This is a genomic window from Bradyrhizobium sp. UFLA06-06, from assembly GCF_054820065.1.
This window is the reverse complement of the sequence record NZ_JADFUD010000007.1, coordinates 106,981-123,812: the sequence shown is the minus strand read 5'-3', so window position 1 is coordinate 123,812 and position 16,832 is coordinate 106,981. Positions and strand designations below refer to the sequence as shown.

Sequence of the window (16,832 nt, the reverse complement as noted above, 5' to 3'; positions counted from 1 at the left end):
TCTCGAAGCATGGACGGCCTGGATAGTGGCCGTCGCCCCTTCGAGGCTCGCTCCGCTCGTACCTCAGGGGTGACGGATTGGGCTGGTGCGCAAGCGGCGCTACCGCAACGCCCGCGCAGCTTCCACCAGGCGGATGCTGCTGCTCGCGGTCGCGAGCAGCGTGCCGTCCGCGGCGGTCAGCTTCCCCTCGACAAAGGCGATGGTCTTGCCGAGTTGCGTCACCGTCGCCTCGCCGGTGATCGGCCCGGGTTTTGCCGGCGCCAGGAAATTCACGCTCATCGTGATGGTCGTGGTGAAGAGCCGGCCCTCGGTCATCACGAACACCGCCGGCCCCATCATGTCGTCGAGCATCGCCGAGAGCATGCCGCCCTGGATGAAGCCGGCCGGATTGCAAAACTCCTGCTTGCCGTCGAAGGCCATTTTGATCCAACCCTCCTGCGGACGTGCGTCGACCACGCGCCACCCCAGTAGTTTTGCGACGGGCGGCATCGGAATGCGGTCGAGTGCGGTTGCGATCATGGCGGCCTCCGGTTTCCGGAAGTGATAGCGAAGCCCTGCTGCCAACATGGTGTCAGCAGGCTGTCATCGTCAGAGATCGAGCCCATGCGCGACGACCTTGCGCATCACGTTCGGAAACGCCTCGCCGTCCAGCGTCGCCACCGGCACCCAGCGCATGCCATCCGGCGCGCGGCTTCGCGGCGGAACGCGGGCGGTATAGACGACGAGTTCGAGCGGGAAGTGCGTAAACACGTGGCTGACGACGCCCGCCTTGCGGTGCCAGCGCGTGACGCCCTTCAGTTCCGGCGCCTGTGCCAGTGCCGCCGCGTCCTCCTGCCCGGCAAGCCATTGCGATCCCGGCACCTCGGTCATGCCGCCGAGCAGGCCTTTTTCCGCGCGCGAGCGCACCAGGAGCTCGCCGCCCCGCGTCACCACGAAGGCCGCGCCGCGGCGCAAGGTGCCGCTCTTCTTCGGTGCCTTGCGCGGGAACGTTTCCTGGTCGCCGCGCGTGCGCGCCGCGCAGTCGTCATTCAGCGGACACAATGCGCAGGCCGGCTTCTTCGGCGTGCAGATCGTGGCGCCCAAATCCATCAGCGCCTGGGCACTGTCGCCGGCGCGGGACGGGCCGAGCAATGTCGCCGCCATCTCCTTGATCAGCGGCTTGGCCTGCGGCAGCGCCTCCTCGATGGCGTAGAGCCGGCTGACCACGCGCTCGATGTTGCCGTCGACCGGCATGGTGCGGCGGTCGAAGGCGATGGCGGCGATCGCGGCCGCGGTGTACGGCCCGATGCCGGGCAGCGCGCGCAGGCCGTCCTCGGTGTCCGGAAACACACCGCTGTGGTCGCCCATCACCGCGACCGCGCAGGCGTGCAAATTGCGCGCCCGCGAATAATAGCCTAGCCCGGCCCACATCCTTAAGACGTCGTCGAGCGAGGCACGGCCAAGCGCGGTCACGTCGGGCCAGCGCGACACGAATTTCTCGAAATAAGGCCCGACCGCCCTGACCGTGGTCTGCTGCAGCATGATCTCCGACAACCACACACGGTACGGATCGGCACGCTCCCCCGCGGCCGCGCGCCACAGCAGCGTCCGGCGATGCCGGTCATACCAGGCGAGCAGCCGCGCCGGGCGGTCGGCGGCGTCTTCGGTCGGCTTGGCTTTGGCGGCTGCACGAGAACTCATGGACGTATCTTAAGGCAATCCCGCCGCGTCATGCCCGGGCTTGACCCGGGCATCCACGTCTTTCTTTGTCCAGGACCGACGGCTGTCCTATAACCCCCTGATGTCCAAACCCGGTCCGATCAGCGCAAAACCCCTGTCGATCCTGCTCAGTGACGTCTTCACCGACGCCTATGCCAAGCAGGGCTTTGCCGCGCGCGAACTGGTGACGCGCTGGACCGAGATCGCGGGCGAGCGGGTTGCTGCCTATTGCGAGCCGCTGAAGATGCAGTGGCCGCGGCCGGTGGAGGGACAGCCGCAGGAGCCGGCGACGCTGGTGCTGCGGGTCGAAGGCCCGATGGCGCTGGAGATCCAGCACTCCTCCGACGTCATCCTGGAACGGGTGAACCGCTTCTTCGGCTGGCACGCGGTCGGCCGCCTGACCATCCGGCAGGCGCCGCTCTCGCGCCGCAGCCGGCCGGTCCGGCCGCGCCCGCCGGACGCCAAAACCGTGGCACGGGAAGCGGCCAACCTTGCGGCCGTCGAGGACGACGACCTGCGCGCGGCGCTGGCCCGTTTGGGTGCCTCGATCAAGCGAAATTGACGCTTTTCGGCAGGCCGGCCGCGAGACCGCGGCATTGCCACAATGGCCGTTTCAAGCTAGCGAAGGCTTCTTTTCGGGACCCCCCTTCATTGTGGCGTGAATGCGCCAATCCGGGAGCTGACCTTGATCATCACGCGCCGCGCTTTCACCACCGCTCTCTCGCTGACCGGGCTCGCCGCCCTCGCCGGCCCGTCGCCGCTGCGCCTGATCACGGACGCGTTCGCGCAGACTGCCGCCGAGGTCGCCAAGCCTCAGTCGCTGCCGGACATGGGGCTCGGCCCGCAAGACGCCAAGGTGACGATCGTCGAATACGCCTCGATGACCTGCCCGCACTGCGCCAATTTCAACGAGACCGTGTTCCCGAAGATCAAGTCGACCTACATCGACCCCGGCAAGGTCCGCTACGTGTTCCGCGAATTCCCGCTCGACATCAAGGCCGCCGCCGGCTCGATGCTGGCGCGCTGCATCGCCAAGGACGACGCGCCGAAGTATTTTGCCGTGATCGACCTGCTGTTCCGCCAGCAGAACGACTGGGTGGTGAAGAACACCACCGAGACGCTGACCCGGATCGGCAAGCAGGCCGGCCTCACCCAGCAGCAGGTCGAGGACTGCCTGAAGGATCAGAAGCTGCTCGACAAGATCGCCGCCGATCAGAAATACGCCAACGAGGTGCTGAAGGTGAACTCGACGCCAACCTTCTTCATCAATGGCGAGATGCTGAAGGGCGAGACCTCGTTCGAGGAGTTCAGCAAGCACATCGATCCGCTGCTGAAGAGCTGATTGCGCGTCGTTGAGCCTGACGTCGTCGTGCCCCGCTTTTGAGTCGGGGCACGATAATTGTGGATGATTTGCGATCACGGCATGCGGCCGTCGCATTATTTCGTTGTTGAAAACCTGATTCGCGTGATGCGAATCTCCGAGGACATGCAGAGGCCACAAAACCCCTGCAAATCCCTTGGGAAAAGCTTGGTCAAGCGGTTGCCCTGACGCACGGGCATCGCCATTGTCGCCGCTCATGAGAGCTGCACGCAGCAACTCACCCACACACCGACATTGCCTTCCATGGTATTGTCACGGCAGGGAGATTCGCGCCCGGCCAAACGAGATTTGTGTACATGAAGCTCACGCGCCTCCGCCTGCACGGTTTCAAGTCGTTCGTTGAACCCACCGATTTCATGATCGAGCCGGGCCTGACCGGCGTCGTCGGACCGAACGGCTGCGGCAAATCCAATCTCGTCGAAGCGCTGCGCTGGGCGATGGGCGAGACCTCGCACAAGTCGCTGCGCGCCGCCGACATGGACGCGGTGATCTTCGCCGGTTCCGGCAACCGTCCGGCGCGCAACCACGCCGAAGTCGTGATGACGATCGACAATTCCGATCGCTCGGCGCCGGCCGCGGTGAACGACAGCCAGCACTTGGAAATCTCCCGCCGCATCGAGCGCGAGGCCGGCTCGGTCTACCGCATCAACGGCCGCGACGTGCGCGCCCGCGACGTGCAGATCCTGTTCGCCGACGCCGCCACCGGCGCGCGTTCGCCGGCGCTGGTCCACCAGGGCAAGATCGGCGAGATCATCCAGGCCAAGCCCGAGCAGCGCCGCCGCGTGCTGGAAGACGCCGCCGGCGTGGCCGGCCTGCATGCGCGCCGTCACGAGGCGGAACTGCGGCTGAAGGCGGCCGAAACCAACCTCACCCGCGTCGAGGACGTGATCGGCCAGCTCACCGGCCAGATGGAAGGCCTGAAGAAGCAGGCGCGCCAGGCGATCCGCTACCGCGAAGTCGCGGCCAAGGTGCGCAAGTCCGAGGCTATGCTGTTCCATCTGCGCTGGATCGAGGCCAATGCCGACGTCAACGACGCCGCGCAGACCCATGATATCTCCGTGCGCGAGATGGCCGAGCGCACCCGCGAGCAGGCCGAATCCGCCCGCATCCAGGCGATCCGCGCCGCCGAATTGCCGGCACTGCGCGATGCCGAGGCGCGCGCCGCCGCCGGCCTGCAGCGCCTGACCAACACGCGCGAGATGCTCGACCGCGAGGAGCAGCGCGCCAAGGAGCGCGTGGGCGAGCTCGATCGCCGCCTTACCCAGTTCGCCCAGGACATCGCGCGCGAGCAGCAGCAGACCTCGGATGCCGACATCGCGCTGCAGCGGCTCGACACCGAAGACGCCGAGCTCAAGGAAGAGATCAAGTCGCGCGTCGAGAAGCGCTCCGGCGTCGACGAGCGCGTCGCCGAGGCCGAGGAGATCCTGGCCGCGACCGAGCGTCAGTTCTCCGAGCTGACCACGCAGCTCGCCGATCTCACCGCCAAGCGCAATCAGCTCGAAGCCGGCGTGCGTACGCATCGCGAGCGGCTGGCCCGGCTCGATCAGGAGATCGCCAACGTCCAGGCCGAGGAAACCAAGCTCGCGCAGGAGACCGGCAATCTCGGCGACATCGACGCGCTGGCCGCCGCCATGGAGATGGCGCAGCAGACGCTTGCCGAGTCCGAGGCCGCCGTGCAGACCAGCGAGGCGCATCACGCCGCCGCGCGGCAGACGCTGGAAGCCTCCCGCAATCCGCTCACCGAAGCCGAGAAACGCGTGCAGCGGCTGGAGACCGAAGCCCGCACCATCTCCAAGCTCGTCACCAGCGAGACCAAGAATCTGTGGCCGCCGATCATCGACGGCATCACCGTCGCCAAGGGCTATGAGAAGGCGATCGGCGCGGTGCTCGGCGACGACCTCGATGCGCCGGTGGATTCCTCCGCGCCGATGCGCTGGACCAATATCGGCGTGGCCGGCGAAGATCCGGCGCTGCCCGATGGCGTCGAGCGGCTGGCCGACCATGTCCAGGCGCCGCCGGAACTGGCACGCCGCCTGGCCCAGATCGGCGTCGTCGCCAAGGAACGCGGCGCCGCGCTGGTGTCGCAGCTGAAGACCGGCCAGCGGCTGGTGTCGCTCGAAGGCGACGTCTGGCGCTGGGACGGCTTTGTCGCCGACGCGCATGCCCCGACCGGTGCCGCCCGCCGTCTCGCCGAGCGCGCCCGTCTGGTCGACATCGAGCACGAGCTGGAACAGGCCCGCATCGACGCTGCCGCCAAGCGCCAGGCGCTGGAGACGGCCGAAGAAGAATTGCGCTCGGCGTCCGCCGCCGAGGGCGCCTCGCGCGAAGCCGTGCGCGCCGCCCGCCGCGAGGCCGACGCCGCGCGCGAACGCCATGCCGCCACCGAGCGCGAGATCAACCGCCACGCCGCGCGCAAATCGGCGCTGACCGAGGCGCACAGCCGCGTCGCCGCCGACCGCGCCGAGGCCGAAGCCGCGCATGAGAGCGCGGCTGCCGCGCTCGCCGAATTGCCGCCGGGTGTCGAGACCGAGGCCCAGCTCGCCGCGGTTCGCGCCGAGATCGACAATCAGCGCCGTGCCGCGGCGCAAGTCCGCGCCGAGGCGCAGGCGCTCGCCCGCGAGGCCGAGCTCGCCGACCGCCGCGTGCAGGCGATCGTTGCCGAGCGCAATGAGTGGCAGAACCGCAAGACCAGCGCCGCTTCGCAGGTCGAGACCGTCGAGGCGCGCATCGCCGAAGTGTCGGCCGAGCGCGAGGAACTCGCCAATGCGCCGGAAGTGTTCGCCGAGAAGCGCAGCGCGCTGATCACGGAGATCGAGCACGCCGAGGGCGATCGCCGCATCGCCGCCGACGCGCTGGCGACCGCGGAAGCCGCGATGGCGGAAACCGATCGCCTCGCCAAGGCCTCGCTCGAAGCGCTGTCCTCGTCCCGCGAAGCCACCGCGCGCGCCGAGGAGCGCATGGAAGGCACCCGCCGCCGCCTCGCCGACATCGAGCGCGAGATCCACGACATGCTCGAGGTCGAGCCCAGCGCGGTCGTCGGCATGGCCGAGATCGAGCCCGGCCAGGAGCTGCCGCCGGTCGCGCAGGTCGAGGAAGAGCTCGAAAAGCTGCGCCGCGACCGCGAGCGGCTTGGCGCCGTCAATTTGCGCGCCGAGGAAGAGCTCAAGGAAGTCGAGACCCAGCACACCGCGCTGACCACCGAACGCGACGACCTCGTCGAGGCGATCAAGCGGCTGCGGCAGGGCATCCAGAGCCTCAACCGCGAGGCGCGCGAACGCCTGCTGACCTCGTTCGAGACCGTCAACAACCACTTCAAGCGGCTGTTCACCGAGCTGTTCGGCGGTGGCGAAGCCGCACTTCATCTGATCGAGAGTGACGATCCGCTCGAAGCCGGCCTCGAGATCATCGCCAAGCCGCCCGGCAAGAAGCCGCAGACGCTCTCGCTGCTCTCGGGCGGTGAGCAGGCGCTGACGGCGCTCGCGCTGATCTTCGCGGTGTTCCTGACCAACCCGTCGCCGATCTGCGTGCTGGACGAGGTCGACGCGCCGCTCGACGACCACAACGTCGAACGGTTCTGCACCCTGCTGAACGAGATGACCGGCTCGACCGAGACGCGCTTCATCATCATCACGCACAATCCGATCACCATGGCGCGGATGAACCGGCTGTTCGGCGTCACCATGGCCGAGCGCGGCGTGTCGCAGCTGGTGTCGGTCGACCTGCAGGGCGCGGTCGACATCCTCGACCAGAACGTGGCGTAGGCGTAGCACCTGCGCGTCGACGTCATTTCGTGATACCTGCGCCTACGCATCGTCATTGCGAGGAGCGATAGCGACGAAGCAATCCATACCTCAGCACGCGGCGCTATGGATTGCTTCGCTCCGCTCGCAATGACGTGGGATAGTCCGTCACATGACTTCGCCCGATCTCCCCGCCGAACTGCGCGCGGCCCTCAACGCCCGCCTCGAAGGCCTGTCGCGCAGCGACGCCGCCGGCCGCGCGGCGGTGATCTCGCAGACCTATCGCGAAGGCGGCGGCTCCTCGACGATCAGGACCGAGACCGATGCGCTGGCCTATGCGCTGGCGCGGATGCCGGCGACCTATGCTGCGGTCGTGGCATGTCTCAATGCGCTGACGGAGATCAGGCCGGACTTCGCGCCGGCGCGCCTGCTCGATGTCGGCGCCGGTCCGGGCACCGCGACCTGGGCCGCCGCGGAGGCGTTCACGTCGCTGCGGGACTTCAGCCTGCTCGACGCCAACAGCGCGCTGCGGTCATTGGCCGAGGAGCTGTTTCACGGCAGCATTCGCCTGCACGACACCAGCTACGAACTCGGCCAGGCGCGTGCGCTGCTCGACAAGGCCGAAGCTGCCGACCTCGTCGTCGCCAGCTACATGATCGGCGAACTCGGCGACGCGGAGCGCGGGGCGCTGGCCGATGCGCTGTGGTCGAAAACCAGCGACACGCTGCTGGTCGTCGAGCCAGGTACGCCCGCCGGCTATGCGCGGATCATCGCATTGCGCGCACGCCTGATCGCCGCCGGGGCGCATGTCGTTGCCCCCTGCCCGCATGACGGCGGCTGTCCGCTGGTCGCGCCCGACTGGTGCCACTTCTCGCAGCGCTTGCAGCGCTCGCGCGCGCACAAGCAGGTCAAGGGCGCCGACGTTCCGTTTGAGGACGAGCGCTTCGCCTATGTCGCGCTGAGCCGCGCGCGCGTTGAGAACAGGCCATCGCGCGTGCTGGCGCAGCCGGACGTCGGCAAGGTCGAGGTTGCGGCCAAGCTGTGCACGCCCGAGGGCGTATCGGTTGTGAGGATCCCGCGTCGCTCCAGGGCCGAATACGCAAGCGCCCGGCGCTGGCGCTGGGGCGATGCGGTATCTCGTCGTCCCGGCGAAAGCCGGGACCTATAACCACCGAGGTTTGTTGTGAGTGAAGCCGTCGCCGCTTGTGCCCCTTCCGCGGGCCGCGGCGTACGGCTCCCGGCCTTCGCCGGGACGACGGAATATGTTGAACCGATGTCGGCCAACCTTCGACTAACGCTTGCCCACCTTTCCGCGGCGGGCTGCCCTGCGCCCCGATCTTGGGCTACGGTGCCGCCGTCTCGTCCATCAGGAGCTGCCCCGTCATGTCGACCAGCTGGATCGTTATCGGCGTCATCGTGCTTCTCGTGCTGTTTGCGTTCGGCGCCTACAACCGCCTCGTGGCGCTCAGCCAGCGGGTCGGACAGGCCTTTGCCGACATCGACGTGCAGCTCAAGCAGCGCCACGACCTGATCCCGAATCTGGTCGAGACGGTGAAGGGCTATGCGGCGCATGAGCGCGGCACGCTCGACGACGTCATCAAGGCGCGCAATTCGGCAATGTCGGCGCAGGGTCCGGCCCAGGTGTCGGCGGCGGAGAACCAGCTCTCCGGCGCGCTCGGCCGGCTGATCGCGCTGTCGGAGGCCTATCCGGACCTCAAGGCCAACGCCAATTTCCAGCAGCTCGCCTCCGAGCTTTCCGATCTCGAGAACAAGATCGCCGCCAGCCGCCGCTTCTTCAACAACGCGGTCCAGGAATACAACACCGGCATCCAGCAGATGCCGGCCGCGCTGTTCGCCGGCATGTTCGGCTTCACCCGCAAGGATTTCTTCGACCTCGGCGCCAGCCGCACGGAGGTCGAGGCGGCGCCCAGCGTGAAGTTCTGAGGCGCACCGCGCGCCGGCGAGAGGCTGCTCCGTCATGGCCGCCTATGGTCTCTACACGCATATCGCATCGAACAAGTTTCGTTCGATGCTTCTGCTTGCCGGCCTGTTCCTGCTGATCTACGTGCTGGTCTATGCCGGCGCGCTGGTCGCGGAGGTGATGATCGATAGCGGCCGCACCGTCGACTATTACCTGACGCGGGCCTTGCGCGACCTGGTCTCGGCCTTGCCGTGGGCGACGATCGCGGCGGTGGCCTGGATCGTGATCGCCTATTTCTTCCACCAGAAGATGATCGACGCCGTCACCGGCGGCGAGAGCGTGACGCGGCAGCAAGAGCCGCGGCTCTACAACCTGCTGGAAAATCTCTGCATCTCGCGCGGCATCCCGATGCCGAAGCTGAAGGTGATGGACAGCCCGGCGCTGAATGCGTTCGCGACCGGATTGAACCGGAGCCAGTACGCCATCACGGTCACCACCGGCCTGTTGAACGCGCTGAACGATAAGGAGATCGAGGCCGTGCTCGGCCACGAGCTCACCCATATCAAGAACGGCGACGTGCAGCTGATGGTGATCGCCGTGATCATCGCCGGCGTGGTCGGCTTCTTCGGCGAGCTGTTCTTCCGCCTGTTCACGAACCTGTCGTGGAATTCGAGCGGCGGCGGTGGCGGCTGGTCGTCATCCTCACGATCGTCGTCATCCTCGTCGGACCGCGACAGCAAGGGCTCGGGCGGCGGCGCGATCATCGTGATCATCATCGCGGTCGCGTTGATCGTGCTGGCCTGGCTGCTGTCGCAGGTGGTCAAGCTCGCGCTGTCGCGCTCGCGCGAATTCCTCGCCGATGCCGGATCGGTCGAGCTGACCAAGAACCCCGACGCGATGATCTCGGCGCTGCGCAAGATCGAGAACCGCGGCGAGCTGCCGGACGCCACCTCGGCCGTGATGGAACTCTGCGTCGACAATCCGCGCGAGGGTTTTGCCGACCTGTTCGCCACCCATCCCTCGGTGAAGTCCCGGGTCGATGCCCTGGTGAAATACGCCGGCGGCCACGATCCCGGACCGCTGGCGTTGCCGGACGAGACGGAGCCGCAGGATGAGCCGTCCGCGGCGGGCGACCAGCCTCCGCCGGCGACCCACGGCCCGTGGGGCGACAAGCCGCGTGCGCCGGCGAACAATCCGCCAGCGCTGCCGGGCAACAACTCCACGCAGGGACCATTGGGTCCTCTCCAAGGCCCTTGGGGACGACACCGCTAATCGCGCCCTAGCCTACTCAGTCCATTAAGGAAATTCCCACCAAACCGATCGCGGGCGCCTTAAGGAATTGAATTCTCCCTCGTTTCTGCCATGTTCGCGCCCAAAGCAGTGTGGGGACTTGCCGATCGCCATCGCGGTCGGGAGCGCGCTTTAAGGGACTTCCATGGCAAAGCCGGTTGTGATCGTGGTGGGCGCCGACAAGGGCGGGGTCGGCAAGACCACCGTCTCGCGGACGCTCCTGGACTATTTCAGTGCCAATAACGTGCAGACCCGGGCGTTCGACACCGAATCGCCGCGCGGCACGCTGAAGCGCTTCCATCCTGACATCACCGAGATCGTCGACATGACGACGACCGCGGACCAGATGAAGATCTTCGATACGCTGAACTCGGGGCCCTCGGTCACCGTGATCGACGTCCGCGCCGGCCTGTTGTCGCCAGCGCTGGCCTCGCTGCGCGATATCGGCTTCCTCGACGCGGCGCGCTCCGGCCAGATCACCTTCGCCGTGTTCCATATCCTCGGCCCGTCGATCGCCTCGCTGGACGAGATCGCCGAAACCGCCAACTTCATGAGCGGCGCGAAGTATTTCCTGGTGAAGAACTTCATCAACGACACCCAGTTCTTCCAATGGGACCAGGCGACCTACAATTCCTACTTCCATCGCATCAAGGACGCGACCGACCTCACGATCCCTAAGCTCAACGAAATGGCCTATGAGCAGGTCGAGGTCTCCTCGGTTCCGTTCCTGAAATTCGTCGCCAACAAGGGCAAGGAAGACGAGGCCGCGAACTACTCCTTCGTGCTGCGCGGCTATGTCCGGCACTGGCTCGCCAATGTCTGGAGCGAGTTCGACCGGATCAAGCTGACCGACTTGGTCGGCGCCAAGTCGGCCAAAGGCGAAAAATAGTCAGACCTTCGACCTTGATGGGGCTGGATTAGGCGAAAATTTGGCCTGATATAGCGGGCGATGTCGTCCACGCCCGTTTACATCATCTGCTCGCCCCGCCCGCAGGTCGGCAAGACGCTGATCGCGCGGCTGCTCGGCGAATTCCTGCTGCTCAAGAACGGCGACGTGGTCTGCTACGACATCAATCTGAAGGAGCCGTCGCTGCTCGACTACCTGCCGCGGATCACCGAAACCGCAGATGTGATCGACACCTACGGCAAGATGCAGCTGATGGACCGCGTCATCGCCAATGACGGCATCGGCAAGGTGATCGACCTCGGCTACCACGCCTTCGACGAATTCTTCAAAATGTGCGACGAGATCGGGCTGATCAAGGAGGCGCTGCGCCGCCGCGTCGCGCCTGTGATCCTGTACGTCGCCGATACCGACCGCGCCTCGGTGCGCGCCTACCAGACGCTGCACGGCATGATCCCGCCGAATGCGCTGATCGTCATCGACAACGAGTTCGTGGTGCGCGGCGAGTTGCCGCCTGTCATGACCGCCAGCCGGGTGCTGCGCTTCCGCGCGCTGCCGGTGTTCCTGAAGACCTATATCGACCGGTTGAACTTCTCCTTCACCGGCTATCTGCGCCAGGAAAAGGATTCATCGACCGAGCTGCATCAATGGATCCGGCGGAATTACACCACGTTCCGCGATCTTGAATTGAGCGTGCTGTTGCAGCGGGGATGACTCTGCTCCCTCGCCCCGCTCTTGCGGGGAGAGGGTCGGGGTGAGGGGCTGGTTCCGCAAATTCGACCGAGATTGGAGTGCGCGGAGAGTCCCCCTCACCCGGAACGCATCTTCGATGCGATCCGGCCTCTCCCCGCGTGCGGGGCGAGGCTAAGAGATCAATGCCCCTCGAACGCCATCAGCGTGCGCACCGGAACGTCCATCGCGCGCAGCTTGGCGGCGCCGCCGAGATCGGGGAGGTCGACGATGAAGCAGGCGGCGACCACATTGGCGCCGATCTGGCGCAGCAGCTTCACCGCGCCCTCCGCAGTGCCGCCGGTCGCGATCAGATCGTCGACCAGGATCACGCGCTCGCCCGGCTGCACGGCGTCGGCATGCATTTCCATCTCGTCGATGCCGTATTCCAGCGAGTAGGCGATCCGCACTGTGGTGTGCGGAAGCTTGCCCTTCTTGCGGATCGGCACGAAGCCGGCGGAGAGCTGATGCGCCACCGCGCCGCCGAGGATGAAGCCGCGGGCCTCGATGCCCGCAACCTTGTCGACCTTCGCCCCCGCCCAGGGATGCACCAGCTCGTCGACAGCGCGGCGGAAGGCCCTCGCATCCGCGAGCAGCGTCGTGATGTCGCGAAACAGGATGCCCTTCTTCGGGTAGTCCGGGATGGTGCGAACGGTCGCCTTGATGTCGTGGTCGAAGGTCATTGGTCTCGCAATCCTCAATTGGCCGGCGGATTAAGCCGGAATGCATTCTCGACAATGCGCAGGCCGACGTCGTTGCCGAGCGACATCAGCGATTCCGGATGGAATTGCACGCCGCCGACCGGCAGGGTCTTGTGCTCGATCACCATCGCGACGCCGTCTTCGGTGGTCGCGGTCACCGCCAGCACCTCGGGCACGCTGTCGCGCTCGACAAACAGCGAGTGGTAGCGGCCGATCACGATCTCATTGGGCAGGTTCCGCATCAGCCGGCCGCCGCGCACCTGGACCCGCGACGGACGGCCATGCGCGGGCTGACCGAGCTGGCCGAGCTGGCCGCCGAAATACTCGCCGATCGCCTGCACGCCGAGGCAGACGCCGAAGATCGGCAGCTGCTTCTCGAGCGCGGTATCGATGGTTTTCGCGATGCCGAAATCCTCCGGCCGACCCGGTCCGGGCGACAGCACCAGGAGGTCCCAGCCCTTCTTCTTGAGCATGTCCTGGGCATGGACGTGCCTGACCACGGTGACGTTGGCACCGACCTGGCGGAAGTAATCGGCCAGCATGTGCACGAAGCTGTCGTCGTGATCGATCAAGAGCACGTTCTTGCCGGAGCCGGTGGCGTCGGGCGCGAAATCCGACAGCGGCTTCGGCGGATCGCCGCGCAGCGCCTGGAACAGCGCCGCGGCCTTGACCTGGCACTCGCGGTCCTCGGCGGCGGGATCGGAGTCAAACAGGCAGGTCGCGCCGACGCGCACCTCGGCGAGACCGTCCTTCATGCGGATGGTGCGGATGGTGAGCCCGGTGTTGATGCTGCCGTCGAAATTGACGCAGCCGATCGCGCCGGCATACCAGCGACGCGGCGACCGCTCATGGTCCTCGACGAACTGCATCGCCCACAGTTTCGGCGCGCCGGTCACGGTGACCGCCCAGGCATGGGTCAGGAAGGCGTCGAGCGAATCGAAGCCCGGCCGCAGCATGCCCTCGACGTGATCGACGGTGTGGAACAGCTTTGAGTAGGTCTCGATCTGACGCCGCGCCAGCACCTTGATGGTGCCGGGCACGCAGACGCGCGCCTTGTCGTTGCGGTCGACGTCGGTGCACATGTTGAGCTCGAACTCGTCCTTCTCCGAGTTCAGCAGCTTGCGGATCTGCTCGGCATCGCCGATCGAGTCCGAGCCGCGTGCGATCGTGCCCGAGATCGGGCAGGTCTCGACCCGGCGGCCGTCGGAACGCACGAACATCTCCGGCGACGCGGAGACCAGGAATTCACCGTCGCCGAGATTCATCAACGCACCATAGGGCGACGGATTGATCCGGCAGAGCCGCTGGAACACTTCCGCCGGCGAGCGCTCGCAGGGCTCGGCAAACAGCTGCCCGGGCACCGCCTCGAACAGGTCGCCGCGGGCAAACGCCGCGCGCGCGACCTCGACAGTCGCCTGATATTCGCCGGGAGCGTGATCGGCAAAGCCCTGCCGCCCCGCCTTGGCGTAGAGGCTCGGCGCGGTCTCCTGCGACTGGCTAGCGGTGGATTTGCCCTTCCACGCGAACTCGTAATTGAGCGCCACGCCGCGGCCGGTGGCGCGGTCGTAGGCCAGCAGCCGGTCCGGCACGTAGAGCACGATGTCGCGCTGGTCGGCCTCGCGGGTCCGCTTCTGCACCAGGTCCTCGATCTGGAACACGAGGTCGTAGGCGAAGGCGCCGAACAGGCCGAGCAGCGGATCGGCATTGGAGGTAAACGCCGCCACCATGTCGCGCACCAGCGACATCACGCTGGCGCGGCGGGTACGTTGGTCTTCTTCGACCGGCGCGGCGCCGCGGATGATATGGCCGGCGAGCCGTGTTGGGGTCCGCTCCGATATCACGACGCAGGGCTCGCGCAGCACGTCGCCGAGGAAAGCGATCAGGACCTCGCCGCGCGGGTTCAGCGCCTGCAACGAGAAATCGGTGCCTGACGTCTCCAGCACCAGCGGCGGATCGGCAAAGCCGAGGTCAAAGCTCTCGTAGCGGCCCGGTACCGTCGTGCCCGAGGACAGCACCACGCCGCGGCGGCGGTCCAGCAGCGCGATCAAATCGTCGAGGCGGTTGGCGCCGCCGGTGAACTGCTCGACCACGCGCGCGACCGCAAGGCCGCCATTGGTCAGATATTCGCTCTTGGCCGGCAGGGAGAAGACTGTCCTGTTCATGTGATCCTCTTACGAGACTTGCCGAGAGAGCGCCACACAGGACAAACGAAGGGCAAATAAACTAACCATCGGTCGCACTGAGATGGCGACCTTCGACGTTTGTGAAAAAAGAAAACGCACCGGCCACCTATGAGAAGGTGGGCCACCAACGACGGGATGGGCTGGCAACGGTGCTCATGCCCGTTACTCACCACCCGGCGCGGGCCGTGTCAAGAGATGGCCCGGCACCCCTGCCCCAAGGCGGGACGCCCCTCTGGGCGGCATTTTCGGGGTTTGAAGGGGCAAGAAACCGCGTAGCATTTGCCGAAATGGCGGCCGGCCGGCCGCCCAAAAAACAGACAGATGGCGGAGGCGCAGATGACGATTTTGGGTCTCGGATATGCCGGCTTCGGCTCCGACGCGCTCGACGACTGGCGGCAGTTCGGCACTGGCCTCGTCGGGCTGCAGGCGGTCGAGCGCGGCAACTCGTTGCTCGCGTTCCGGATGGACGACCGCAAGCAGCGCATCGTGATCGACCGCGCCCAGGGCGAAGGCACCCGGTTCTTCGGCTGGGAGGTGGCTGACCGTGCGGCCCTCGACGCGCTGGCGGCACGGCTGGAACGTGCCGGCGTCGCCGTGACCGCGGAGCCGCAGGCGCTCGCTGACGCAAGGCGGGTGCGCGGCCTGATCTCGTTTCGGGATCCCGCCGGCAATCGTCTCGAGGCGTTTCACGGCGCCGAGATCGACGACACGCCGTTCAGGCCTGGGCGCTCGATCTCCGGCTTCCGTACCGGGCCGCTCGGCCTCGGCCACGCCGTGCTGACGGTCGAGCACATCGCCCCCGTGATGAGCTTCTATGTCGACGTGCTCGGCTTCGGCTTAAGCGACTACATCGAGAAGCCGTTCCGCGCCTATTTCTTCCACGTCAATGCCCGCCATCACTCACTGGCGCTGATCGAGACCGGCACGAACGGCATGCATCATCTGATGGTCGAGCTGTTCTCGCTCGACGATGTCGGCCAAGCCTATGACGCCGCCCAGCAGGAAGACCGGGTCAACGTCACGCTCGGCCGTCACACCAATGATCTGATGACGTCGTTCTACGCCAGGTCGCCGTCCGCCTTCATGGTCGAGTGCGGCTGGGGCGGCCGCGAGATCGATCCGGTGAACTGGACACCGTTCGAGATGCATGACGGCCCGAGCCTGTGGGGCCACGAGCGGGTCTGGCTGTCGCCGGAGGACCGCGCCGTCGCACGCGAGATGCGGATGCGCGCCGCCGCCGAGGGCAAGCGCGCACCGGTGCAGGTGATGGAAGGCAATTTCAGGCTGATGTCGGGGACCTGCCCGTGGTGGGACGGGGTGAAGAAGAGTTAAGTCTCGCCGCCGTCCCTGCGAAAGCAGGGACCCATAACCACCGGATGCAGTCATTTAGCGAGATCACTGCCCGAGTGCCTGTTACGACAGCCGTAGCGTATGGGTCCCTGCTTTCGCAGGGACGACATCTAGCTTGAGGATGCCTCTACCCCAGATGCTTCTTGAAGAAGTCCGTGGCGCGGCCCCAGGCGAGTTCGGCGGCCTCGCGGTCGTGCACCGACTGGCGCTGCTCGTTGACGAAGGCGTGCTCGGCGTCGTAGCGGAACAGCTCGAGCGACTTGCCGGCGGCCTTCATCGCCTTCTCGAAATTGCTGACAAGCTCGGGCGTGCACCAATCGTCCTTGTTGGCGAAGTGCGCCTGCAGCGGAATCCTGACGTCGGCGGGCTTGGCGGCCTGCTCCGGCGGGATGCCGTAGAACACGACGCCCGCGGTCAATTCCGGCACATGCACCGAGCCGATGATGGTCACCGCGCCGCCGAGGCAGAAGCCGGTCAGGCCGACCTTGGCGCCGTTCTTGGCGAGATACTGCGCAGCGCCCCGCACCGTCTGCGTGGTGGCGTCCATGAAGTCGAGCGAGTTCATCTCTTTGCCCGCGGCATCGGTGTCGTGATACGGCACCACCTTGCCCTTGTAGAGATCTGGCGCCAGCGCATCGAAGCCGGCCACCGCGAAGCGGTCGCACAGGCCCTTGATCTGGTCCGACAGGCCCCACCATTCCTGGATCACGACGACGCCGGGTGCGTTGCCGCGCGCCGCATTGGCGAGATAGCCCGACGCTTCCTTGCCGTCCGGACGCTTGAAGCTGATGCTGGTACCCATGAGTTCCTCCGCAATGTTTGCCGGCTGATTGGCCGGCATCTTGTCCGCACTCGGCGGCCGACGCAATTGACGACACTGTCATTCCGGGTTCGATGCTACCGCGTCACCCCGGAATGACGGAGAGATTGCAAAC

Annotated in this window: 14 protein-coding genes; 9 read left to right on the top strand and 5 right to left on the bottom strand. The window is 66.5% G+C overall.

The window, feature by feature from the left end; all coding sequences use genetic code 11:
* Positions 1 to 99: 99 nt before the first annotated feature.
* Together IF803_RS08465 and mutY are read right to left on the bottom strand one after the other, a co-directional pair.
* The gene (locus IF803_RS08465) at positions 100 to 519 is read right to left on the bottom strand and encodes a PaaI family thioesterase (RefSeq protein WP_461191862.1); all 420 of its coding nucleotides are present in this window, start codon (positions 517 to 519) and stop codon (positions 100 to 102) included.
* Positions 520 to 588: 69 nt separating this feature from the next.
* On the bottom strand, positions 589 to 1,680 hold the full coding sequence (gene mutY, locus IF803_RS08460) for an A/G-specific adenine glycosylase (protein ID WP_461191861.1): 1,092 nt from the start codon (positions 1,678 to 1,680) through the stop codon (positions 589 to 591).
* A 100-nt stretch (positions 1,681 to 1,780) separates the two neighbouring features.
* Between mutY and IF803_RS08455 the strand changes: the two genes are divergently transcribed.
* The 8 genes from IF803_RS08455 (at position 1,781) to IF803_RS08420 (ending at position 11,648) form a co-directional block, all read left to right on the top strand.
* Positions 1,781 to 2,260 (top strand): DUF721 domain-containing protein, encoded by a 480-nt coding sequence (locus IF803_RS08455; RefSeq protein ID WP_461191860.1) that lies wholly within the window; start codon positions 1,781 to 1,783, stop codon positions 2,258 to 2,260.
* Positions 2,261 to 2,383: 123 nt separating this feature from the next.
* Positions 2,384 to 3,040: a DsbA family protein gene (locus IF803_RS08450; protein ID WP_461191859.1), complete on the top strand. Its 657-nt coding sequence runs from the start codon at positions 2,384 to 2,386 to the stop codon at positions 3,038 to 3,040.
* 335 nt (positions 3,041 to 3,375) lie between these two features.
* Positions 3,376 to 6,840, top strand: a complete 3,465-nt coding sequence (gene smc / locus IF803_RS08445; RefSeq protein ID WP_461191858.1) for a chromosome segregation protein SMC — start codon at positions 3,376 to 3,378, stop codon at positions 6,838 to 6,840.
* Between the two features lie 151 nt (positions 6,841 to 6,991).
* On the top strand, positions 6,992 to 7,987 hold the full coding sequence (locus IF803_RS08440) for a small ribosomal subunit Rsm22 family protein (protein ID WP_461191857.1): 996 nt from the start codon (positions 6,992 to 6,994) through the stop codon (positions 7,985 to 7,987).
* A 215-nt stretch (positions 7,988 to 8,202) separates the two neighbouring features.
* Positions 8,203 to 8,763, top strand: a complete 561-nt coding sequence (locus IF803_RS08435; RefSeq protein WP_016839704.1) for a LemA family protein — start codon at positions 8,203 to 8,205, stop codon at positions 8,761 to 8,763.
* A 34-nt stretch (positions 8,764 to 8,797) separates the two neighbouring features.
* Positions 8,798 to 10,012: a M48 family metallopeptidase gene (locus IF803_RS08430; protein ID WP_461191856.1), complete on the top strand. Its 1,215-nt coding sequence runs from the start codon at positions 8,798 to 8,800 to the stop codon at positions 10,010 to 10,012.
* A gap of 163 nt (positions 10,013 to 10,175) precedes the next feature.
* Complete coding sequence (locus IF803_RS08425) at positions 10,176 to 10,919, top strand: P-loop NTPase family protein (protein ID WP_028338646.1); 744 nt, start codon at positions 10,176 to 10,178, stop codon at positions 10,917 to 10,919.
* A 60-nt stretch (positions 10,920 to 10,979) separates the two neighbouring features.
* Positions 10,980 to 11,648: a P-loop NTPase family protein gene (locus IF803_RS08420; RefSeq protein ID WP_461191855.1), complete on the top strand. Its 669-nt coding sequence runs from the start codon at positions 10,980 to 10,982 to the stop codon at positions 11,646 to 11,648.
* A gap of 158 nt (positions 11,649 to 11,806) precedes the next feature.
* On the opposite strand, the gene IF803_RS08415 is transcribed toward IF803_RS08420, so the two are convergent.
* Complete coding sequence (locus IF803_RS08415) at positions 11,807 to 12,346, bottom strand: adenine phosphoribosyltransferase (protein WP_018273383.1); 540 nt, start codon at positions 12,344 to 12,346, stop codon at positions 11,807 to 11,809.
* A gap of 14 nt (positions 12,347 to 12,360) precedes the next feature.
* A complete protein-coding gene (locus IF803_RS08410; RefSeq protein ID WP_461191854.1) occupies positions 12,361 to 14,526 on the bottom strand; it encodes an anthranilate synthase component I in 2,166 nt (721 codons plus the stop codon).
* Between the two features lie 357 nt (positions 14,527 to 14,883).
* Here IF803_RS08410 and IF803_RS08405 point away from each other — a divergent pair, with 357 nt between their 5' ends.
* Positions 14,884 to 15,879 carry a VOC family protein gene (locus IF803_RS08405; RefSeq protein WP_461191853.1) on the top strand — a complete coding sequence of 332 codons (996 nt, stop codon included), beginning with the start codon at positions 14,884 to 14,886 and terminating at the stop codon, positions 15,877 to 15,879.
* Between the two features lie 145 nt (positions 15,880 to 16,024).
* Here IF803_RS08405 and IF803_RS08400 read toward each other — a convergent pair whose 3' ends face one another.
* On the bottom strand, positions 16,025 to 16,699 hold the full coding sequence (locus tag IF803_RS08400; protein WP_026193257.1) for a dienelactone hydrolase family protein: 675 nt from the start codon (positions 16,697 to 16,699) through the stop codon (positions 16,025 to 16,027).
* Between the last annotated feature and the right edge of the window lie 133 nt (positions 16,700 to 16,832).